Source organism: Parasphingorhabdus sp., from assembly GCF_039982395.1.
Lineage (GTDB): Bacteria > Pseudomonadota > Alphaproteobacteria > Sphingomonadales > Sphingomonadaceae > Parasphingorhabdus.
The window spans coordinates 418,653-440,893 of the sequence record NZ_JBDWYO010000006.1; the positions used below are offsets into that span (position 1 = coordinate 418,653).

At 52.9% G+C, this 22,241-nt stretch carries 21 protein-coding genes and 1 other RNA gene; 10 read left to right on the forward strand and 12 right to left on the reverse strand.

Annotation, left to right across the window (positions count from 1 at the left end):
- Positions 1–175: 175 nt before the first annotated feature.
- From lon to ABJV08_RS12230, 7 genes are all read right to left on the reverse strand, one after another.
- Positions 176–2,605, reverse strand: coding sequence for an endopeptidase La (lon, locus tag ABJV08_RS12200; RefSeq protein WP_348037977.1), 2,430 nt, complete (start codon positions 2,603–2,605; stop codon positions 176–178).
- 98 nt (positions 2,606–2,703) lie between these two features.
- The gene (locus ABJV08_RS12205) at positions 2,704–3,039 is read right to left on the reverse strand and encodes a YbaB/EbfC family nucleoid-associated protein (RefSeq protein WP_348037975.1); all 336 of its coding nucleotides are present in this window, start codon (positions 3,037–3,039) and stop codon (positions 2,704–2,706) included.
- A gap of 2 nt (positions 3,040–3,041) precedes the next feature.
- Positions 3,042–4,790: a DNA polymerase III subunit gamma/tau gene (locus ABJV08_RS12210; protein WP_348037973.1), complete on the reverse strand. Its 1,749-nt coding sequence runs from the start codon at positions 4,788–4,790 to the stop codon at positions 3,042–3,044.
- 152 nt (positions 4,791–4,942) lie between these two features.
- Positions 4,943–5,037: signal recognition particle sRNA small type (ffs, locus tag ABJV08_RS12215), an RNA gene on the reverse strand.
- Positions 5,038–5,096: 59 nt separating this feature from the next.
- On the reverse strand, positions 5,097–5,438 hold the full coding sequence (locus tag ABJV08_RS12220) for a 2Fe-2S iron-sulfur cluster-binding protein (protein WP_348037971.1): 342 nt from the start codon (positions 5,436–5,438) through the stop codon (positions 5,097–5,099).
- Positions 5,435–6,544 carry a cysteine desulfurase family protein gene (locus tag ABJV08_RS12225; RefSeq protein WP_348037969.1) on the reverse strand — a complete coding sequence of 370 codons (1,110 nt, stop codon included), beginning with the start codon at positions 6,542–6,544 and terminating at the stop codon, positions 5,435–5,437. The genes ABJV08_RS12220 and ABJV08_RS12225 overlap by 4 nt, the downstream gene beginning before the upstream one ends.
- Before the next feature lie 6 nt (positions 6,545–6,550).
- On the reverse strand, positions 6,551–7,627 hold the full coding sequence (locus ABJV08_RS12230) for an aminotransferase class V-fold PLP-dependent enzyme (RefSeq protein WP_348037967.1): 1,077 nt from the start codon (positions 7,625–7,627) through the stop codon (positions 6,551–6,553).
- A gap of 143 nt (positions 7,628–7,770) precedes the next feature.
- Here ABJV08_RS12230 and ABJV08_RS12235 point away from each other — a divergent pair, with 143 nt between their 5' ends.
- Positions 7,771–8,427 carry an alpha/beta hydrolase gene (locus tag ABJV08_RS12235; protein ID WP_348037965.1) on the forward strand — a complete coding sequence of 219 codons (657 nt, stop codon included), beginning with the start codon at positions 7,771–7,773 and terminating at the stop codon, positions 8,425–8,427.
- A gap of 2 nt (positions 8,428–8,429) precedes the next feature.
- On the opposite strand, the gene ABJV08_RS12240 is transcribed toward ABJV08_RS12235, so the two are convergent.
- Entirely contained in the window at positions 8,430–8,606 is a 177-nt protein-coding gene (locus ABJV08_RS12240; protein ID WP_348037963.1) for a hypothetical protein, read from the reverse strand.
- A 210-nt stretch (positions 8,607–8,816) separates the two neighbouring features.
- Here ABJV08_RS12240 and ABJV08_RS12245 point away from each other — a divergent pair, with 210 nt between their 5' ends.
- Positions 8,817–9,563, forward strand: coding sequence for a hypothetical protein (locus tag ABJV08_RS12245; protein ID WP_348037961.1), 747 nt, complete (start codon positions 8,817–8,819; stop codon positions 9,561–9,563).
- Positions 9,564–9,570: 7 nt separating this feature from the next.
- On the opposite strand, the gene ABJV08_RS12250 is transcribed toward ABJV08_RS12245, so the two are convergent.
- The gene (locus ABJV08_RS12250) at positions 9,571–11,166 is read right to left on the reverse strand and encodes a phosphoenolpyruvate carboxykinase (protein WP_348037959.1); all 1,596 of its coding nucleotides are present in this window, start codon (positions 11,164–11,166) and stop codon (positions 9,571–9,573) included.
- Positions 11,167–11,408: 242 nt separating this feature from the next.
- Here ABJV08_RS12250 and ABJV08_RS12255 point away from each other — a divergent pair, with 242 nt between their 5' ends.
- The 8 genes from ABJV08_RS12255 to ABJV08_RS12290 are packed head-to-tail and all read left to right on the forward strand — an operon-like array spanning position 11,409 to position 17,005.
- Positions 11,409–12,113: a response regulator transcription factor gene (locus ABJV08_RS12255; RefSeq protein ID WP_348037957.1), complete on the forward strand. Its 705-nt coding sequence runs from the start codon at positions 11,409–11,411 to the stop codon at positions 12,111–12,113.
- Positions 12,097–13,671 carry an ATP-binding protein gene (locus tag ABJV08_RS12260; RefSeq protein ID WP_348038218.1) on the forward strand — a complete coding sequence of 525 codons (1,575 nt, stop codon included), beginning with the start codon at positions 12,097–12,099 and terminating at the stop codon, positions 13,669–13,671. The genes ABJV08_RS12255 and ABJV08_RS12260 overlap by 17 nt, the downstream gene beginning before the upstream one ends.
- Positions 13,668–14,123 (forward strand): HPr kinase/phosphatase C-terminal domain-containing protein, encoded by a 456-nt coding sequence (locus tag ABJV08_RS12265; protein WP_348037955.1) that lies wholly within the window; start codon positions 13,668–13,670, stop codon positions 14,121–14,123. The genes ABJV08_RS12260 and ABJV08_RS12265 overlap by 4 nt, the downstream gene beginning before the upstream one ends.
- The gene (rapZ, locus tag ABJV08_RS12270; protein ID WP_348037953.1) at positions 14,120–15,055 is read left to right on the forward strand and encodes an RNase adapter RapZ; all 936 of its coding nucleotides are present in this window, start codon (positions 14,120–14,122) and stop codon (positions 15,053–15,055) included. Before ABJV08_RS12265 ends, rapZ begins: the two co-directional genes overlap by 4 nt.
- Before the next feature lie 5 nt (positions 15,056–15,060).
- The gene (locus ABJV08_RS12275) at positions 15,061–15,465 is read left to right on the forward strand and encodes a PTS sugar transporter subunit IIA (protein ID WP_348037951.1); all 405 of its coding nucleotides are present in this window, start codon (positions 15,061–15,063) and stop codon (positions 15,463–15,465) included.
- Positions 15,462–15,740 (forward strand): HPr family phosphocarrier protein, encoded by a 279-nt coding sequence (locus tag ABJV08_RS12280; protein ID WP_348037949.1) that lies wholly within the window; start codon positions 15,462–15,464, stop codon positions 15,738–15,740. Before ABJV08_RS12275 ends, ABJV08_RS12280 begins: the two co-directional genes overlap by 4 nt.
- A gap of 4 nt (positions 15,741–15,744) precedes the next feature.
- Positions 15,745–16,542 carry an RNA methyltransferase gene (locus ABJV08_RS12285; protein ID WP_348037947.1) on the forward strand — a complete coding sequence of 266 codons (798 nt, stop codon included), beginning with the start codon at positions 15,745–15,747 and terminating at the stop codon, positions 16,540–16,542.
- Positions 16,543–16,597: 55 nt separating this feature from the next.
- Positions 16,598–17,005 carry a hypothetical protein gene (locus tag ABJV08_RS12290; RefSeq protein ID WP_348037945.1) on the forward strand — a complete coding sequence of 136 codons (408 nt, stop codon included), beginning with the start codon at positions 16,598–16,600 and terminating at the stop codon, positions 17,003–17,005.
- A gap of 3 nt (positions 17,006–17,008) precedes the next feature.
- Here ABJV08_RS12290 and rmuC read toward each other — a convergent pair whose 3' ends face one another.
- The 3 genes from rmuC to ABJV08_RS12305 form a co-directional block, all read right to left on the reverse strand.
- A complete protein-coding gene (gene rmuC / locus ABJV08_RS12295; protein WP_348037943.1) occupies positions 17,009–18,388 on the reverse strand; it encodes a DNA recombination protein RmuC in 1,380 nt (459 codons plus the stop codon).
- Between the two features lie 189 nt (positions 18,389–18,577).
- Complete coding sequence (def, locus tag ABJV08_RS12300; protein WP_348037941.1) at positions 18,578–19,144, reverse strand: peptide deformylase; 567 nt, start codon at positions 19,142–19,144, stop codon at positions 18,578–18,580.
- 115 nt (positions 19,145–19,259) lie between these two features.
- The gene (locus ABJV08_RS12305) at positions 19,260–22,169 is read right to left on the reverse strand and encodes a TonB-dependent receptor (RefSeq protein WP_348037939.1); all 2,910 of its coding nucleotides are present in this window, start codon (positions 22,167–22,169) and stop codon (positions 19,260–19,262) included.
- Positions 22,170–22,241: the final 72 nt, after the last annotated feature.

Consider the following 22,241-nt stretch of genomic DNA (forward strand, 5'->3'; position numbering starts at 1 on the left):
TCCGAGTGAGTCAAAGAGAAATCGCTGAATTCTGGGCCAAAGCAGATTATTTTACGTCAAAACATCGTTAATGGCCCCAATATCGGGCTTGCAGGCCTTTTTTGATAGTTTCAAATCTCCGTTTCACTCAAATTTCTGCAAGATTCCATGCCCGCGAATCGCATATATGAGCCGTTTAATGGCGTGCAGCCGACCCGGCATCGTCCGGAATCGGAGCTGTGGCATGGCTTGCAAGCTCATCCGCATCGCTCCATTCAATCGGCTCCACCTTGTCTGCGAGCGCCTCTGCAAGCACTTCATCCACATGGCTCAATGGAATAATTTTCAGTTGAGAAGTGATATTGTCCGGAATCTCGACGAGGTCTTTCTCGTTATCAGCCGGGATCAACACCGTTGTGATCCCCCCCCGAAGCGCAGCCAGGAGTTTTTCCTTCAATCCGCCAATGGGCAAGATTCGACCGCGCAAAGTCACTTCCCCGGTCATAGCAACATCACGTCGCACTGGAATGCCAGTCAACGTTGATACGATCGCGGTAACAAGCCCGACACCCGCTGACGGACCATCCTTTGGCACCGCGCCTTCGGGCAAATGGATATGAATGTCTTTGCGGCTGAAGATACTCGGTTTGATGCCATAAGAGGGAGCGCGAGCCTTCACGAAGGATAGCGCCGCCTGAATGGATTCGGTCATGACCTCACCCAATTTGCCCGTCGTCTTGATCTGGCCTTTGCCAGACACGGTAACCGATTCAATCGTCAGCAATTCGCCTCCGACCTCTGTCCACGCCAAACCAGTTACGGCCCCGACCTGGTTTTCTTCTTCGCTTACGCCATGCCGGAATTTTTGAACGCCTGCATATTCGGAGAGATTGTCAGGCGTGATTTCCACGCTCTTATATTCCCCTTCAAGAATACGCCGCAACGCCTTGCGCGCCAGCTTGGCAATTTCACGTTCCAGAGTCCGGACACCGGCTTCCCGGGTATAGTAGCGGATCAGATCACGCAGAGCATCTTCGCGCAGCGCAAATTCGCCTTTTTTCAAGCCATGGGCTTCAATTTGTTTATCAAGAAGATGGCGCTTTGCAATCTCGACCTTCTCGTCCTCTGTATAGCCCTCCAGACGGATGATCTCCATCCGATCGAGCAACGGCTGAGGAAGATTAAGCGAATTGGCGGTTGTCACGAACATGATGTCCGACAGGTCTATATCGATTTCAAGATAATGGTCCTGGAATTTGTCATTCTGCTCCGGATCCAGCACTTCGAGCAGCGCTGATGCTGGGTCGCCGCGGAAATCCTGTCCCAATTTGTCAATTTCATCGAGCAGGAAAAGTGGATTGGACGTACCTGCCTTCTTGAGATTGGAAACAATCTTGCCAGGAAGCGAACCGATATAGGTTCTGCGATGGCCACGAATTTCGGCTTCATCACGCACGCCACCGAGCGATTGCCGCACGAATTCGCGTCCGGTCGCCCGCGCAATCGAACGTCCAAGCGAGGTTTTGCCGACGCCAGGAGGTCCTACGAGACATAGGATCGGGCCTTTCAGCTTGTTCGTGCGCGTCTGGACGGCAAGATATTCAAGGATACGCTCTTTGACTTTCTCGAGCGCGAAATGATCGTCATCCAGAACCTTCTCGGCCTGTTTGAGATCTTTCTTCAGCCGCGATTTCTTGCCCCAAGGCAGCCCCAGCAGCACGTCCAGATAATTGCGGGTTACGGTCGCCTCTGCTGACATCGGTTGCATGCCTTTGAGCTTTTTCAGCTCGGCGCTTGCCTTGGTTTTCGCTTCCTTGGAAAGCTTCATTTCCTTGATTTTCTTGCCAAGGTCGCCGAGTTCGTCGCCTTCACCCTCTTCGCCGTCGCCCAGTTCTTTCTGGATCGCTTTCATCTGCTCATTGAGATAATATTCGCGCTGGGTCTTCTCCATCTGACGCTTGACGCGCCCGCGGATTTTCTTCTCGACCTGCAACACACCAAGCTCGCCTTCCATGAAGGCAAAGACCATTTCTAAGCGTTTGGTAGCATCGCTTTCGATCAAAAGGCTCTGCTTGTCAGAGACTTTCACATTGATATTGGCTGCCACAGCATCTGCGAGGCGCGATGCATCATCAATCTCGCCCAATTGCACGACGGTTTCCGCCGGCATTTTCTTGTTCAACTTGGAATAGTTTTCAAATTGGTCAACCACGGAACGCATCAAAGCTGAAGCCTCGGTGCTCTCGGTAGCCTGCTCCTCGAGCAAATCAACCGCAGCCAGGACATAGCCTTCGGACTGATCTTCAAGCGATACGTGCCGAGCGCGCTGCTTGCCTTCAACCAACACCCGAACCGTACCATCGGGAAGTTTCAGCAATTGCAAGACCGTCGCAACCACACCAAGATCATAGAGTTGATCCCGCGCTGGATCATCTTCTGCTGGATCAAGCTGTGCGACAAGGAAGATTTCCTTGTCTGAATCCATCGCCTTTTCAAGCGCAACCACAGATTTGTCGCGACCGACAAACAGCGGCACAATCATGTTCGGGAACACGACAATGTCGCGCAACGGCAGAAGTGGCAACGAATTGGACTTAGGGGCAGGATTGGCTTCGGTTTTGGACATTTTTACTCCAACATACTGCGCTGCAATGGCGCTTCTGACTACTATATGGTGCCTGTCGGAGCCACTTCAAGCGTAATGCGTCGGATTACGCGAGCCGCCTAAAATGGCAGTTTAAAACCTGGGGGTAACTGCATGCCGCTGGTCATCTTACCCATTTCCTCACCGCTCACTTCATCGGCCCGATTGCGCGCGTCATTGAAAGCCGCCGCGACCAGATCTTCCAGAATCTGCTTGTCTTCTGCCTTCATCAAACTGTCGTCGATGTTCACCGACAGAATACGACCTTTTGCGGTCGCCTTAACCTTTACGAGGCCGCCGCCGGCTTGGCCCTCGACTTCAAGGCTATCCAGCTTCTTCTGTGCATCTTCCATCTGGGTCTGGACCTGTTGCGCCGCCTCCTGCGCGGCTTTCATCATTTCTTCCATCGATTTCATAACTATGCGCTCCTTGATTCTTGAGGGCTAGGATCTTCATTTTCCAGCAGTTGGGCATCAGGAAAGGCTTCAAACGCAGCCTTCACCATCGGAGCATCCAATATCGCCTGACGTTCAGCATCCAAAGCCTGTTGTTCCTGCTCGGCCAGACTTGGCTGAGCTTCGCCCGGCCCTTCGGTGATTGTCCAATCTCGACCGGTTTCCTGCTTCAACGCATCAGTGATCTTCCGAATATCCGCATCGGCGATGGGCCGGGCTGGCTGAAAAATAATTTCTGGAGCATTCAATGAAACCACGCGCATGTCGGCGATCAATATGCTTTCCAAAACCGCCGAGACGCGGCCGACAGCAGCGACAATGTCGGTAAATTTGTTCGGCAAGACTGCGCTGTCGGATGCTTGATCAGGAGCAGGTTCTGGATGCGCGGCCGGAGGAGTGACGATCGGCGCCGGAACAACTTGCGCCACCGGCTCAGCAACAGGAGCCGGAGCCGCTTCCACAGCAGTTGCATTGGATACGCCAGGAGCGCCTTGCTCCAGCAACTTCGCAAGTTTTCCGGGATCAGGCATATCCGCTGCGCAAAGCACGCGCAGCAGAGCCATCTCACATGTCTCGCGGGGCAAATGCGCTTGCTGAACTTCTTGATACCCCTTCAGAAGAAGCTGCCATAACCGATGCAGAACCGGGAAAGAAAGCTGCTCCGCCCAATCAGAAAATTGCTGTTTGGCTTCCTCCGACAATGTCGGATCGCTGGCTCTACCCACCTTGAACAAGGTCACTTGGTGCGAAAGCGAGAGCAACCCGTTCATAAGAGATAGAGGCTCCACACCGACGCGATATTGGTCAGCAACCGAATCAAGCAGCGCAGCAGAATCGCCTTCGAGCAATTTCGCAAATAGCCGGCGAATAGCACTTCGGTCCGATAGACCAAGCATATCCCGGATCTGGACCGCTTTGACTTTTCCGTCACCATCCATATCAGCATGGGCAATTGCCTGGTCGAGAATCGAGAGGCCATCGCGAACAGAACCTTCCGCCGCCTGGGCTATCAAATCCAGTGCTTCTTGTTCTGCCGTCACGTCTTCTTTGCCAACAATCATCCCGAAATGATCGGATAGCTGTTCCGCACTGATCCGCTTCAGGTCAAAGCGTTGGCAGCGAGACAGAACTGTAATCGGGACTTTGTTGACCTCAGTGGTCGCGAAAATGAACTTCACATGCGCCGGCGGCTCTTCAAGCGTTTTCAGCAACGCATTAAAGGCATTTTTCGACAACATATGCACTTCATCGATGATGTAGATTTTATAACGCGCTGAAACCGACGAATAGCGCACTGCCTCGATGATTTCGCGGACATCATCAACGCCGGTGTGACTGGCAGCATCCATTTCGATGACATCGATAAAACTGCCTTCTGCGATACTGCTACACGGTTCACATTCGCCGCAGGGATCGATTGTCGGACCGCCCTGCCCATCAGCGCCAATGCAGTTCAGCGCTTTCGCAATCAGCCTAGCCGTAGATGTTTTTCCGACGCCGCGGACACCGGTCATCAAAAATGCATGCGCCAACCGATCCCGCTTGATCGCGTTGCCCAGCGTCTGGACCATCGCGTCTTGCCCGATCAGTTCGGAAAATTTTGATGGCCGGTATTTGCGCGCCAACACGCGATAGGGCTGCGCCGCTCCGGGCGCGGGTTGCTCGGGCGCATCCACACCGCCAGCAGCAAATATATCTTGTGAATCGGACATCGGAGATCAGTTTAGGCGAGAGCCATCCGCTTGTCGAAGGCTATTAAGCCTCATATCATGGTCCATGTGAAAATTGATGCAAAACCAGTGCAAACAAGCGTTTTTTAGCATGGTTTGAAATCTGAGACCGCTTTCTATCCAGGCGGTGTTACAGAGTAGGAGCCGGGCGACCCGCAGAAAAATCGTTGCGGCTGCTTCCTTCCGGACCTGACCGGGTTGGCGACAACTGCGTCCACCCGACTCCCGCTGCGCATATGGTGGGAGTTTTACCAAAATGCAAGCCGTTAGATAACCGCCTTCCAGGCGCTAGAGTATCTGCATATTGCGGCTTTCAATCGGCATATGCACCGTCAGGCCATCCAATTCGGCCGTAAGCGTGATCTGGCAAGCCAATCGGCTAGTCCGCCGCGCACCGGCGGCGAGATCCAGCATATCTTCTTCCATTTCCGTCGCATCCGGCAATTTGTCGAAATCAGCAGCTTCAACAATGACATGACAGGTAGAGCAAGCCATCTGCCCTTCGCACGTTCCCTCAAGGGGTTGGACATGGATTTGCGCGACAGTCAGCAGATCGTCGCCTTCCGAAGCCTCGGCGGAAACCGTCTGTTCACCATCGGAACTAATAAAGTGGACCGTGAGCTTCGTCATGACAATTGATTCTCCGCCGCTTGATTGATCAAATCCGCCGCCTGTTCCACGTGTTCTATGCTATTATAGCGCCCGAAACCCAGTCGAATGGATGACTTTATTTGTGCCGCTTCAAGACCCAAGGCAGCCAGAACGTGGCTGGGACGTCCCGATCCGCTCGCGCATGCCGAGCCGGCAGAAAAAGCCACACCGCGCACCTCCGACATCAAACGGGCAACATCGAGCCCGTCGCGGCGGATATTCAAATTGCCCGGATAGCGTTGGTCAACGGAGCCATTTACAGTCCAGTCACCAAAAAGGCCAAGCGCCCTGTCCGCCAAATTGCGGATATGGTCCATATCCTCTTCCCAGCGCTCCGCACAGATATTCGCGGCCACGCCTAGCCCGACACATAATGCGGGCGAGAGCGTCCCCGACCGCACGGCCTGCTCTTGGCCACCGCCATGGATCAAGGGCGGCAGTTCGATGCCATTTCGCACCCAAAGCGCGCCAATGCCTTTTGGACCATATATCTTATGCCCCGACAATGCGATCAGATCGGCTTGTTCCGGAATGGCGATCCGTCCGAATCCTTGCACGGCGTCGCAGAGCATCAGCGCCCCGCTTCGATGCGCCATGGTCGCAATATGATCGACGGGTTGAATGGTACCGATTTCGTTGTTGACCAGCATCGCTCCTACGAGCGCCGTCTTTGCCCCCAAACATGCTTCCAATTCTTCCATCACCACCAGACCATGTTCATCAACCGGGAGCAGTCTGGTTTCAAAGCCTTGTAACCCATAGAAAAGCGCAGTGTCACGGACGGCCGCATGTTCGGTATCGGCAACAGCGATCTGATTGCGTCCCTGGCCAGACATTTTGCGAACAGCCCCCAGAGCCAAGTTGATCGATTCGGTTGCACTGCCTGTAAAAATCACGCGCCCGTCCTTGGGAAGCAACGCAGCAACCTGTTCCCGCGCGGCTTCGATGGCCGCTGCCGCCTTCCTGCCCATCACATGAGGGCTGTGCGGGTTACCAAAATTGTCTCTCAACCATGGCACCATGGCATCAAAAGCCTCGGGCGCGAGTGGCGTGGTCGCCTGATTGTCAAGATAGATGACGGCCATCAATCGCTATCCGCTTCGCCTGGATTCCGCGTAAATCGATTTCCATTTGTCGATGAAGGCATAGATATGGGTCCTAGTGGTATCGCGCCCGATACTCACGCGAATCACCTCGCGCGCAACCTGCGAATCCGTGCCCATCGCCTCCAGCACATGACTGGTCTTGAGCGTCCCGGACGAACAGGCGCTGCCTGCTGAAACGGAAAACCCAGCCATATCAAATTTGATCAACTGGGTATTGGCTGCGACACCCGGCATATGATAGCTGGCGATTGTCGCAATACGGGGCGCCTTCTCCGCGATAACAGTGCCGCCTTCTTTTTTGATAGCATCATCAAGATGCTTGCGGAGTTCCGTGGCTCGCCCGGCCCAATTGGTCGGTGCCTCCAGGGCTGCGGTCATACCCATGATATAAGGCAGGTTCTGTGTCCCGGACCGATAGCCCTGTTCCTGCCCTCCGTCGGGCTGCAGAAGCTTGAGGTCCTTGACGAGAAGTGCACCAACCCCCGGAGGTCCTCCAAATTTATGCCCTGCCACAACGATCATATCGGCATCCGGTAGCGGCATTTTACCTACAGATTGTGAGCAATCCGCCAACAGATAGCTCCCCCGATCGCGAATGACTTTCGCCAGCGCATTGAGATCCTGCATCACACCCGTTTCATTATTGACCGATTGAATAGCCACCAGAGCGGGTTCTTCGGCGCTTTTCAGCAAGTGGTTCAGGTTCATGGGAACAATCATACCGCTCGTATTGACCGGGATCATATGTGCATCGCGCTCGAATCGCAAAACCACGTCATGCTCTACCGGCGAGATAAATTGTTTCGCCAGCTTGGACTTGGTGAGCGCGATTTGAATGGCTTCGCTGGCACCGCTCGTGAAGATAACGTCACCATCCCACTCCAGAACATCCTTGAATCTCCGCCGGGTATTTTCCAGCATGGCCTGCGCCGCACGCCCGTCCCCGTGGGGCGAAGATGGGTTGGCCCAATGGTCGAACCCTTCGATACAAGCCTTTTTGGCCTCGGCAAGCATCGGTGCTGTGGCAGCATAGTCGAGATAGATACGTTTTGAGTCTGTCACGATATTGGCAAAATCTCTCTGGCTTGCGGGATTGAGTTGCGGATTTGTCCACTCTCTCTATATAGGCGCAGCATCCAGCGCAAAAGCTATTCTAATTTCTCTTGCTCTGGAAAATGTAATTTTGATCGAAGAATTGAAAATCCATGCCAGATGTAATTTTTACCGGACCCGAAGGCCGCCTAGAAGGTCGCTTTAGCCCTGGACCCCGTGACCGCGCTCCGGTTGCCATGATATTGCACCCGCACCCGCAAGCGGGCGGAACGATGAATGACCGGATCACCCAGGCGATGTACAAAACCTTCGTAAAACGGGGCTTCGCGACTTTGCGTTTTAATTTCCGCGGTGTTGGTCGCTCTCAGGGCACATTCGACAATGGCATCGGCGAATTGTCCGATGCAGCAGCTGCTCTGGACTGGGTGCAAAGCTTCCATCCCGAAGCTCAGACAACCTGGATAGCGGGCTATAGTTTTGGCGCATGGATTGGCATGCAACTTTTGATGCGGCGTCCGGAAATCCGTGGTTTCATCTCGGTTTCTCCACCAGCAAACATGTATGATTTCAATTTCCTGGCACCCTGCCCTTCATCAGGCATCATCGTTCAAGGCGTGAATGACGAAGTCGTAACTCCAAGCGCGGTCCAGAAACTGGTCGACAAGCTTCGGACGCAAAAGCATATCACGATTCACCATGACGAAATCCCACGCGCCAATCATTTCTATGAAAATGAAATGGAATTGTTGATGGGATCGGTAGACAATTATCTGGATATGCGGCTCGCGCCGGACTCACCTATCAAATAGGCTTAGTTTCCCGATTGCTCTGCCACCGGTTGATTGTTCTGCGCTATTGGAATCGATCCAATCCACACATTGCCGAACATGACCGCTGCTGCGACCAGCATAAGCAAGCCTTGCCTTTTGTTGACGCCTTTGCGGAGCACATAGATTCCGCCAATCAGCAGCGCGGCTCCAGCTAGCATCAGTACTGATAAGATCAGATTCGACATGACCAATCAGTTACCGTTGCATTGAGAAGCTGACAATCATTTGTTTCAGCAATAGAGCGGACGACCAACTCTCCTGACGGCCTTCGCCCAAGCAGGCATGAACGGGATTGCAAAATCCTTGGTGATTGACTAGAACATATAAAGAACATTAAGGCAGAATATTCGAGAAACGGAGCCGGTAGCATGATTCCTGAGCCTCCCTTGCTGATAATTGCACCAACCGCTGATGAGTTTGACTTGTCTCACCTGCCTTTAGGCGATGTCGCAAACGACAATATTTCAGTCAATTGCGCCAAGTTCCAAGAGATGGATCTGGTTGAAGTCATTGTCGATGCCATGCCCTTTCTTCTATCTCGCTTTACCGCACCGGAAACGGCTCAGAAAATCGCTATCGAAAAATGTGAACGACTCTTCTGCGAACCTCCATCTCCGAATGACTGTGGTATAGGCATCGCTCCAAGAGACAATATAAGTAGCGCCAAACACATGCTGCAGGTCAACCATCGCTTGCTCTTGCTGGGCAAATGGATCGGCGAGAGCTTGGGTGCAACAGCAGCCGCATGGATGCCGTCACGCAGGCTCGCAAACTTTCAATATTTCACCGAATCTGTAGAAGAATATTTGGTCGACGGGTCCTTCCCCGCCTTGTTTCAAACCTCTTTTCTGGAGACTGAAGACGGTTCTTTGGTCACCACGGGGCTGCGCTATTTTTCCGGACAAGAAATCCACCTGACCGCCCCGCCCGATTATAGCAAAACCGAAGTTACGGAGCGCATGGTGCGCATCATCGATGACATGGTCAACCATGGAAAAATAGACAATCCTGCCCGGTCAGATGGTATGGTCCAGGGAGAGACGTTATTCTTCTCCCCCCGTGATGACCTCCAACAGGTTGATATTTTGATTCAAAAGAACCGGATAGAAGAGTAGCCGAAGGCTAGGCCGCCGTAGGTGCGGCTTCCCGTACGTTCTGATCAACATGCTCAGCAAATTGCTCGAAATTGTCGATGAACAATTTGACGAGCTTTTGAGCTGTTTCATCATAGGCGTTGGCGTCTGACCATGTTGAACGAGGGTCTAGAATCCCACTGTCCACGCCAGAGACGGCAACAGGTACTTCAAAGCCGAAATTGTCATCCAAGCGGAAATCGCCATCATTCAGACTGCCATCCAGAGCAGCATTCAACAATGCGCGGGTCGCCTTGATCGGCATCCGGCTGCCTTCGCCATATTTGCCCCCGGTCCAACCCGTGTTGACAAGCCAGCAACGAACGCCACCTTTGGCAATTCGTTCTTTGAGGAGGTTTCCATATATCGATGGATGGCGCGGCATGAACGGGGCGCCGAAACAGGTAGAGAAAGTCGCCTCTGGCTCCGTTACACCAATTTCAGTGCCAGCAACCTTGGCTGTGTAACCAGACAGGAAGTGATACATTGCCTGCTCAGGGGTGAGCCGGGATATCGGAGGCAACACACCAAAAGCATCAGCCGTCAGCATGATAATATTCTTGGGCACGGGACCCATGTTGTTCTCAGAAACGTTAGGAATGAAATCAATCGGATAGGCACCGCGAGTGTTCTCCGCTTTGCTGTTGTCGTCCAGATCCAGCTCCCGGGTCTCCGGGTCCATTACGACATTCTCCAATACGGTTCCGAAGCGGCGTGTTGTTGCAAAAATTTCCGGCTCGGCTTCTTCTGACAGACGGATCATCTTGGCGTAACAGCCGCCTTCGAAGTTAAACACTGCGGTGTCAGACCAGCCATGCTCGTCATCGCCGATCAAAACCCTGCTGGCATCAGCCGACAAGGTTGTTTTTCCGGTTCCGGACAGACCAAAGAAAATGGCCGTATCGCCCTCAGGTCCGATGTTGGACGAGCAATGCATCGGCATGACCGAATCCAGCGGCAGCAAATAGTTGAGCAACCCAAATACCGATTTCTTCATTTCACCGGCATAAGCTGTGCCGCCGATCAAAATCAGCTTTTCGGTCAGGTTAACCGCCACAACGGTTTCACTGCGTGTGCCGTGACGTTCCGGATCGGCCTTGAAACTCGGCAGATCGATGATGGTATATTCAGGCGCAAAGGCCGCCAGTTCTTCAGCATTCGGCCGAACCAACATGGTCCGAATGAACAAATTGTGCCAGGCCAGTTCATTGATGATGCGTACATTGACCCGGTGCTCAGGTTGAGAGCCACCAAAAAGATCCTGGACGAACAGCGTGTCTTTCTTGCCCAAAGCAGCCAGAAAATCCTCTTTGAGCGCAGCAAAATGCTCTGGCGTCATCCCAACGTTGGTTTTTCCCCACCATACTGTATTCTCGGTCTCGGAATCCCGCACGATGAACTTGTCATTGGCCGAACGGCCGGTGTGCTTGCCCGTTTCGACAACGAGTGGGCCATCTTTTGCCAAATGGCCTTCGCCGCGAGAAACGGCGGCTTCAACCAGAGCGGGGGCACCCAAATTCCAATGCTGCTCGGCAGAATTGGAAAAACCTTGATCATTTAATGAAACGGACGAAACATTTGGCACTGATAAATCCCCTATGGCTTGAAACAGGTTGAGGTCACGCCGATCTGGCGAATTTGATTTGGCGCTTACTCAACCCTGTCGAGTCGGTCAAATTTCTTCCCAGTGAACATCAGAATATTGCAAAATGAACCGCTGGGCGATGACTCTATGGTGTTGCGGTTCATACCAACATGCTATCTTGTCACATACTATCCCATCCACTAGGTCTCATCCAGCGCGAGGGGCAAAGGAACGCAAGAATAATGGCAGCGAATATCGCTCTTGTTGACGATGATCGCAATATATTGACCTCCGTGTCGATCGCGATGCAGGCAGAAGGATTCGTTACCCGAGTCTATTCAGACAGCGAAGTGGCCCTCCATGCGATCTTGGAGAATCCTCCGGATCTGGCCGTATTTGACATAAAAATGCCGAAAATGGATGGCCTCGAACTGCTGCGAAGAGTGCGCGAGAAATCCAATTTGCCTGTCATATTCCTGACATCGAAAGACGAAGAGCTGGACGAGGCGCTCGGCCTGGCAATGGGTGCTGACGACTATATTAAAAAGCCATTTTCTCAACGGCTGCTTATTGCTCGCGTGCGCTCCATTTTGCGCCGCACTGAGCTTATGAAGTCATTGGACCAAGGCCAAGACGATGAATCTGCCGAACCGTTGATCCGTGGAAATCTCGAGATGGATCCTGCGCGCCACCTGGTGAATTGGAAAGGCATCAATGTTACCCTTACCGTCACGGAATTTATGATACTCGAAGCGTTGGCGAACCGGCCCGGCGTTGTGAAAAGCCGCAACCAGCTGATGGATGCGGCCTATCAGGACGACGTGTATGTCGACGATCGCACGATCGACAGCCATATCAAGCGATTGCGCCGGAAGTTTCGCGAAGTAGATTCTGAATTTGATGCAATAGACACGCTATACGGAGCTGGATATCGATACACGGAATGAAGGCGGCCAGGATAGCGAAACCGGCCTGTCACTCCGTTGGTCAGCCCGTCTTTCGCTCACAACCCGCATATTGGTCGTCAATGTCTTGGCGATTGCGCTGTTGGCTGGTGGCCTCTTCTATCTCAACAATTACCGCGACCGACTGACAGAAGAACGCCTGACGCAAGCAAGAATGCAGCTGACGATCATTTCGGATGCGCTGTCCTCCGGCGAAGCCCAACAGAGGGAAGAGCTTGTCCGTCAGTTTTCCAGCCATCTCGGCGCACGGTTGCGGCTCTATGCTCCAGATGGAACCAAAATCATTGATAGTTTTGGACTAGCCGAACCGACCTACAAATTTATCGATCCTGAAACCGAACCGTTGCGCAAGGACGCCGCCCGTACATTAGATAGAACCATTGAAAGCTTGGTTCTCAGCGCTCCCATCCCGAACTATAGTGAACCGGCAAATGATATTGCCAGTGCATGGGCAGAGCTCGAATCTGCAACCCAAAAATCGGGTGCTGTAAGTTCGGTCCGCTTTGCGCCCGATCGCACGCCAGTCTTGACTGCGGGAAAACCGCTGGCCGATGGGACCGGCTCCATCCTTCTCACTGCAAATGCGCGCGATATTACGCGCATTGTTAGGGCAGAACGCTCCAGTGTATTGCTCGTGATATTGGTGGCCGCCACGATCTCGATTTTGCTCTCTCTCTTTCTTGCCCGGACTATTGTCCGGCCAATCAGAAAACTGGCCCGCGCCGCCGTGCGCGTTCGGATGGGCCGGTCTGATGAGATTGCAATTCCCAGAATGCCGGGACGACGGGATGAGATAGGGCAATTGAGCCGAGCGCTATCTGATATGAGCGCCGCTCTCCGCCATCGCATCAACGCTACGGAAGCCTTTGCCGCCGATGTCAGCCATGAAATTAAAAACCCCCTCGCCTCGCTACGATCGGCCTTAGAGGGTTTAGAACGCGTAAAAGACCAGGATTTGCAAAAACAGCTTCTGGACGTAGCCAATGACGATGTCCGCCGGATTGATCGTTTGATCAATGATATATCGGATGCATCGCGGGTCGATGCCGAACTGGCCCGAGCAAAATTCGAACCCATTGATATCGGCAAGATGCTGGAACAATTGCTCGCAGCCCGCGAACAACGAGCCTCCAATCTGGGTGTCCATATCGCTTTTGCGCGACCGGCGAAGGATGTTGCAAAAGTGATGGGTGATGGAGGCCGTCTTGAGCGCGTTTTCAGCAATCTTCTGGACAACGCCGCCTCATTCTCCCCTGATGGCGGTCTGGTTGAGATATTGGCAACCCCGGACGGCGAAGACATCGTAATCCATGTTGCCGATGAAGGGCCCGGTATTGGCCCAGAACAGCGGGAACAAGTTTTCCAAAGATTTCACTCAGATAGACCTGAGGGGGAGGCATTTGGCAAGCACAGCGGATTGGGGCTAGCGATCGCCAAAACCATCATAGAAGGCCATGAAGGTACAATTCACATCCTGGACCGGCCAGGCGGAAAGCCCGGCGCATGCTTTGAAATTCGCCTTCCCAAGGCACCGGCATGACAAACGAATTCGATGGGAAAGATCAGCTCAAAGTCCACGCAACCGCCGTCGAAATTGCTGGTGCTGCTATTATGGTTCGCGGACCATCTGGTTCTGGAAAATCAGACCTAGCACTGCGTCTGATCGACCGGGGCGCGACTCTGATCAGCGATGATATCGTCAATGTCACGCGACAAGACCAAAAACTGCTGCTTAGCCCGCCAGCTAGGCTTGCTGGCAAACTAGAGGTCCGCTCACTCGGAATTTTGGAATATGATCACATATCCGGCATCGCGGTACATTTGATCATCGATCTGAAGAAACATCCCGATCGTTTTCCGCTGGAAAAACAAGTCAGTATTTTGCTGGGAATAGCGGTTCCATCCTGTACATTAAACGCTATGGAGACCAGCGCCGCAATCAAGGCAGAATTGGCCTTACAACAGGCAACGCAGGATACAGTTAAATCATGACCGACAGTATCGCTAAACGAGTTTTATTGGTCACCGGCTTGTCTGGTGCAGGCAAGTCCACCGCTCTGAACACGCTTGAAGATATTGGATGGGAAACGGTCGATAACTTCCCGCTGAGATTGGTTGAAGGTCTACTGAATACGCCACCTTCCAGTTCGCGAGGAGTCAATGATCTCCCCTTAGCCCTGGGCTTCGACAGCCGGACGAGAGGTTTCGAACCCGAAAAACTAATCGAAACCATGAAACGGTTGCAGCAGACGCAAGGCTATCTAATCTCAACGCTCTTCTTGGATTGTGCCGGTGGAGAATTGGAAAGGCGTTACGCAGAGACCCGGCGGCGGCACCCGTTGGCTCTGGATCGCCCGGCCAAGGAGGGCATTGCTCTTGAGCGAAACTTGCTCGAACCATTTCGACGCTGGGCAGACTATGTAATAGATACCAGTAGTTTGACGCCCAATGATCTGCAGCGCGAAATCCGGCAAGATTTTTCACTCGATGAAGCCGCAGCGACGACCATAACTATCACTAGCTTCGGATTTTCCCGCGGGCTCCCCAACAATATCGACCTGCTGTTCGATGTGCGTTTCCTGGCAAATCCATTCTGGGATCCGGACCTAAAGCATATGACCGGCCTGGATCAGGAAGTAGCGGAATATATCGGCAAAGACCCTGCCTATCCCGAAGCAATTGACAAAATACTGGATATGCTCAAATTCCTGCTTCCCCGCTATCAGCAAGCAGGCAAGGCCTACGTCAACATCGGTATCGGTTGCACTGGCGGTCGTCACAGATCGGTACATGTAGCAGAGCGCCTGAGCAAAGACTTGCTTGCCGCGGGGTTTTCGCCCAATGTCTTGCATCGCAATTTGGCATCGAGGCCAATGGAAGCGCTGGAATCAATGAAGAATTTGAACGGAAACAGGGGAATTTAATCAGGATGATTGGATTGGTTCTTGTGACACATGGGCATCTGGCAACCGAATTTGTCATTGCGATGGAACATGTCGTCGGCGCGCAAAAGTCGATCGCCGCAATCGGCATTGGCGCGCATGATGATATGGAAGAACGCCGGCAGGAAATTGCCGACTGCATCGCAAAAGTGGATTCCGGCGAAGGCGTCATTATTTTGACTGACCTGTTCGGAGGAACACCTTCTAATCTAGCCATTTCCTTGATGGAAAAGGGTAAGGTCGAGGTTATCGCTGGTGTGAATCTGCCGATGCTCATCCGCCTCGACGGCGCGCGCAAATGCATGGACATTGTTTCTGCCATCTCGGCCGCCAAGGAAGCTGGTCAGAAATATATCAGCGTCGCATCTGAAATTCTGGGAAGCGACGCGTGAGCGAATTTCGCAGAACCGTTGAAATCACAAACAGCCGCGGTTTACACGCCCGGGCAAGCGCAAAATTTGTTACCTATGTCAGCAAGTTGCCTGAGGGCCTGCACGTTAAAGTGGGCAAAGATGGAACCGAAGTGACCGGTACGTCCATCATGGGCCTGATGATGCTTGGTGCGGCCAAAGGCGATAGCGTCGAAATCATCGTGTCAGGCGATCAAGCGGAAAATGCGCTCGAGAAACTCGCCGGCCTGGTTTTCGACGGCTTCGGCGAAGACTGATCCTATGCGCCACCAGATTACCGGCTTTTCCAATCCGACCATAAAGCGGCTCAAAAGCCTCCGAGACAAAAAGCATCGCAAACGGGAAGGGCTTTTCCTTGCTGAGGGTCTGCGGATTCTGACTGAGGCGCTGGACAGCGGCAGAACTCCCAAGATTTTGGTAGTTGTCGAAGATACTGACCTTCACCCCCTCGCCCAAAAAATCGAGGAAGCAACCATCGCTGCTGGCGGAGATGTTATCGAGACGAGCGAGGCAATCATCGCCAAGCTCTCAGGAAAGTCCAATCCCCAGTCAATTATTGGCATCTATCCTGATCATCCGGTGGCACTAGAAGAACTGGATCGGTCGAAGTCCAATATATGGCTGGTGGCGCAAGCTTTACGCGATCCGGGCAATCTCGGGACAATATTGAGGACTGGCGATGCCGTCGGAGCAGGTGGACTAATCCTTATCGATGATTGCGTCGATCCTTTCTCGGTCGAGGCGGTTCGCGCCAGCATGGGAGCGGTTTTTACACAAGATATTGCACAAGCGCGTTGGCCGGAATTCTTAGCATGGCTCCGCAGTGGCGCGGGTGAGCTGGTTGGAACCAGTCTCAACACAGAGAATGATTATCAAGCCGTCCGCTATCAAACACCGACCTTCCTGATGGTCGGCAATGAAGCGCAAGGGCTGCCCGAGGAATATGAAGCCGCGTGCGACACGTTGGTCAAAATGCCGATGATGGGCAAAGCCGATAGCCTAAACGCAGCCGTCGCGGCCTCTGTCATGGCCTATGAGGTGCTAAACCAAAGCCGATAGAGATTATTGGAGTTCCAACCTCCCCTATGATAGCTTCATCGCGGAGGGGGAATTTATGAAAAAATTAATATTGCTAGCACCGCTTGCAGCGCTAACGCTCTCTGCTTGCGAGGAAACGGCTGAAGAACCCGTCACCCAGGACATTTTGGGGGACTATAGCGCCATTGGTACCGAACCGGGTTGGACCGTCGAAATCAAGGGTGAGGAAATCGCATTCACGTCCCAAAATGGCGCTGATTTCAAGCTTGCCACAAAACGGATGAAGAAGACGGATGATGGTTGGGACCTCAAAGGTTTTTCCGATAGCCACAATATCAACATCTACATCACCAGCGGCACCGAGTGCAGCGATGGCATGAGCGATCGGACTTATGCTGATACTGTGAAGGTCGAAGCCAGCGATCACGGCACATTAAATGGTTGCGGCGGTGCAATTACCGAAGGTCCAGATGGTCCGCCCTAAGTCCTATTCTGTTGTTTCTGAACTGACACCGCGATCATCTTCGATCAGTTTTTCCGTCATATCGTCACTATAGCGGGGAAGCGCTTCCACGGCGGCCACCGGCTCCAGGTCTTTTTTTCCTGTTTCGATCTGCAGCTCGGCAAATTTGCGCCCGGTGGCCATGATATTGCGTTCAAAGCTGCCGACAAATTTGTTGTAATTGCCGACGGCACTGCCAAGACCAGAGCCCATACGTTTGAGATGCTCTCCTGCGACAGCAAGACGGTCATACATTTCCTTGCCCAATTGGCCGATCTGCTTCGCTTCGGCCGCCATTTTTTCCTGACGCCAGACACCGGCAACGGTCCGCGCAATGGCAACCAGATTGGTCGGGGTCGCCAGCAAAACCTTCTTTTCGAATGCATGGTCCCATAATGTCGGTTCATGCTCCAGTGCCGCAGCAAGAAAATGCTCCCCCGGTACAAACATGATGACATAATCGGGGGCTTCTTCGAATTGGTCCCAATAAGCCTTTTTGGAAAGACCATCGATATGCGCCTTCATGCTGTTGCAGTGGCGGGCCATGGCAAAGCTGCGGGCATCTTCTTCCTCTGCCTCAAACGCATCCTGATAGTCATTGAGCGAGACCTTGGCATCAATCACCAGCTTGCGACCGCCCGGAATGCTGATAACCGCATCGGGGCGCAAACGCCCCTCATCCGTGTCGATGCTCTGTTCGGTGACAAAATCTGTATGTTCTGAAAGTCCGCAGGTTTCTAGGACATTTTTCAACTGTTGCTCGCCCCAGCGGCCACGAGATTTTGGCGCGTTGCGGAGTGAATTCACGAGCCGGGAGGCTTCTTGTTGCACCCTGTCCTGCCCTTGCCTGACCTGCTCGATGGTCGCGGTTATCCCAGCGTAGGATTCGGTGCGTTCTTTTTCAATCTTGGTGATCGAGGCTTCATAGGTTGCCAGACGTTCGTGTACCGGCTGCAGAAGCTTGGCGATCTTCTCGCCTCCCTTTTCATTGGCCTGATCAAATCGTTGGTCGGCCCTTTCCAGAAATTGCCGCTGTGCGGTTTCCAGCATTTTGGAACCAATTTCCGAAAATTGCGAAGACAAAACCTCTTTCGCGTCCATCAGCTGCTGCATTTGCTTATCATGGTTTCGGGCATCCGCCTGCAGGGCTGCCAATTCGGTTTTCGCTGCATCACGTTCATCACGCACACCGTCTAGCGTGATCCGCAACGCATCGGTTGCTTGCGCCGCTTCTTTAGCGGTTTGGACAGCATCTTTGGTAGCCTGAGCAGCATCCTTGGTGGGTTTGCTGCCGATGAACCAGCCAAGGGCAAGGCCGCCCAGAAGAACGACAACAATAGCTATGACGGTAAATATCGGGTCCAAAACACTCTCTTTCCAATAAGAACGAAAAGAGAACTTAGGACTGTTGTCTGCAATAGGCAATACTCGTCATGCACAACCCGTTTCATATTCCAAAGCCATCGCCAAAGCATAGATAGGGTCGGTTCAATGCATTTTGAAACCAGTTCAATATGGGGAAGTCAGCAATTTCGGAAATCGCAGAAAGGGTTCCTAGGCCGCGATACCGTGTTCTTTGCGCAATTTCGCAAGCTTTTTCAGCACCATCTGCCGTTTGAGTCGGGAAAGATGATCAATGAACAATATCCCTTCGAGATGGTCCATCTCATGCTGTAGACAGGTCGCTAGTAAACCGTCGATCTGCTCTTCAAACTGCTTGCCCTCTTCATCTTGCCAGCGTGCAGTAATCGCCGCAGGTCGCTCCACATCGGCATATTGATCAGGAACGGATAGGCAGCCTTCGCTGTAGAGATTAACATCCTCAGAAGGATCGAGGATTTCAGGATTGATGAAAACGCGCGGGTCGTTGATCACACCGTGATCATGATCGCAATCCTCACCATGATCATGATCGTGCGGAGCCGGCTCCTGCAGATCAATCACCAACACCCGTTTCGGAACGCCGATTTGGATCGCCGCCAATCCGATGCCCGGGGCATCGTACATTGTTTCAAACATGTCCTTGACCAGTGCTTTGAGATCGTCATCGAACATGGTGACGGGTTCGGAAACAGTTTTCAGGCGCGGGTCGGGCACCTCTATGATTGGTAATATGGCCATGGCTCAAATTTAGGGATTCCGGCGAGATTCGTCAACCATTGGCGTTGCTTGTCCCGGTCAAAAAAAAGGGCCCGCCAAAACACTGGCGGGCCCCCGATAATTTTGTGATCAGACTTTAGAAGCCGATTTTCGCTCCAAGACGGAAAACGCGTCCCAAAGTGTTACCGATGAAGGGATTGTAACCCAGCGGCAACCGAGCCGCAGAAGCTTCTTCATTGGTGAAATTCTCGATCGAGAACTGCAACTGCGCATCAAAGGAACTAATTGGCAATTCATAGGCCGCATGGAAGTCATGCTGCATATAGCTTTCGATGTTCCGGCCAAAATTGGTGCCACCAAAATTGGTTGTGGCACAGAATGCCAAACCATCGCACCGCTCGTCACGAACGCCCGCGATATAGGTCGCTCCATAGCGCAAATTCAGACCGACAACATTGTAGTTGATGTAGGCATTGGCCCGCCAAGGAGAGATTGTGCCCGGCAACCGGTCGAGATTGGCTAGGCCAACTGCACCGAAACCAGGGCGCAACAGCACGCCGTCCAGGATAAAGTCACCCACTTCATATTTCAAAGTATGGCTGGCATTCACGCCGATCGAATAAACGCCGGGTCCAATGTCCGTGGTATAGCTGGCTGCGAAATCGAGGCCAGATGTCTTGGTTTTCGGACCGTTGACCCATTGCGTCAGGACACGCGAAATATTCGTTCCATTTGTGGTTCCCTGCACACAGGCCCCGCCATCAAATGTGATGAGGTTGGCAAAGGGGCTGGCGCAATTTGCCAATCCGCCCGCCGTTGGAACCACGCTGCTGGCGATAGCCTGTGCATCGGTGGTTGTGATTTCGTCTTTGAAATCAAAGCTCCAATAATCCACCGAGAAGGTGAAACCGTTGAAGTCGACAACTGCACCGAGATTATAGCTGAACGCTTTTTCCGGCCCGAGGTTTGCCGGGTTACCAGCAATATCGACCGCCTTAAAGTTGCCATTTGCTGCGTTGATCGCCGCTAGAGCGGTATTGGCATTGTTAGAGACCTGCGCTGCCAGTGGGCCACGGAAGGTTGTGCCAACAGAGCCGCGAAGAACCAGCCAGTCCATGGGTTCCCAACGAACCGCGCCTTTGGGATTAAAGGTCGAACCGATGGATCCGCCATAATCTTCAAAACGCGCTGCTGCGGTAATTTCCAAAGTGTCGCTCAGTGGAACAGCAACTTCAGCAAAAACAGCTTTCACGTCTTGGCTCAATGATTCAGGCCGTGAACCGCCAAGGAAAATGAATGAACCGGCTCCATCAAGAGAACCACCCAGACAGCTTTGGTCGCCCAAAATTACGCAAGGGTTGAGATCCAGGTTGGATTCGGACCGCAAGGGACGGGATAGGAAATCAAGTTTGCGATATTGCGCACCCGCTGCCCAGCCAATGTTTCCGCCGCCGAGATCTAGTCCCATTTCGCCAGTAAAGATCAAGTCAACGACGAAAGAATCTTCTGTCTCTTCAACCCCGTTTTGAACCTGGAGAAATTCAACCAGTTCGGTCGAGTTTTCATTGCCGGGGACATAGAAAGGATTGGTCAGCCCCAAAGAAGGATGGCCGGGGCCAGCATTGATGAACGGGTTGAACCAAAGACATCCGCCTGCTCCCGGTGTACCGGTCGCCGGATTACAATTGGCACCACCCAAACCATTCAACGCATCTTGCAGACGCGAGCCGACAACACCTGGAGAACTCCGGCGGCGTTGATAATTTGCCCAAGTCATCGACAATTGACCGGTTAGGCTATCGGAGAAGTCTTTCTCCAACGTACCGGATATTCGGAAAGCCTTGTTGTTGGCCGTCTGACGTCCAGAACCCCTGCCGGGATCCGTCGGATTGCCGAGGTTACCAAAAGGCCGCCATAGAAACACACCGATGGGCCCCGCGATAGGCGCTGTCAGACCAATTTGATTGGCGAAGACTTGCGCACCAGGGTTTGCTGGATCAATCGTAAAGCCACCGCCCAGTCGTGCACCACCTGGTCCCTGAAGCGGGGGATAGCCCGGCGAGGTGCCGATGCTATCCAAATCGGTTTGAGCATAGGTTAGTTCACCGTGAAAGCGGAATGTATCCGTCAAATCGATATCAGCTTGCACATAGCCTTGATAACGATCCTCTTCTTCGACCAAATTATCGAAGGGAATGAAACTGAAACGGCAAATGCCATCCGGGGTCCCGCCCGTTTCAGCGCAGCCCGCATCGGGCCGTGCGCCTACGCCTGGAATGATGAAAAACCCGGGCGTTGCCAGTGCGGACCATGCAGAAGGATTTACCGCATAAGGCTGGAATCCATAAGAGCGATCGGTTGAAGCCAGTTCGGAGCGATGCTGCCAACCGAAACCTGCCATGATATTGAGATCGCCAAAATTCTGGCCGACCAGAATAGAAGCCGTGTGGTTTCCGTCAGAGCCTTTGATGAAGTCATAGTCACCCTGTATCTCAACGCCTTCAAAGCCGGTCTTGGTTACAAAGTTGGCCACGCCTGCAATGGCATCAGAACCGTAAGTAGCCGCTGCGCCATCTTTCAGGATTTCGACCCGGTCGAGTGCGAATAGTGGAATCGCATTGGTATCACCAAAACCGCCACCAACAGCGCCCGGCGCCGTCAAAGTCCGCCGGCCGTTGAACAATACCAAGGTCCGAGTTGGCCCAAGGTTACGCAAGTTAATCGAACCAAAGCCCTGATTGGCCTGTGCCGCAGTCGAAAACTGGTTGGAATCCCCCAAGACACTACCGACTTCGGGAAGGTCTTTGATAAATTCGAGCGGCGAAGACACGCCGTTTTGCGCGAGATCAGCGCTTGTGTAGACATCAACCGGAACGGCCGCATCTTCAGGAGTTCCGCGAATATAAGAGCCAGTGACAACGATAATATTCTCTGTTTCCGCATCATCTTGTGCATCTTGCGCATGTGCGATTCCGGGAGCAATCCCCATGGCCATTGCCAAGGCGCCAAAGGCGCATCTGTTACGTAAAATGGATTTTTTCATCATGCTCTCTCCTGGTTATCTGTCTGTTTATATCTTGGGGAAGACCGACATTGTTTTTATATTCCGCAGTGTGAC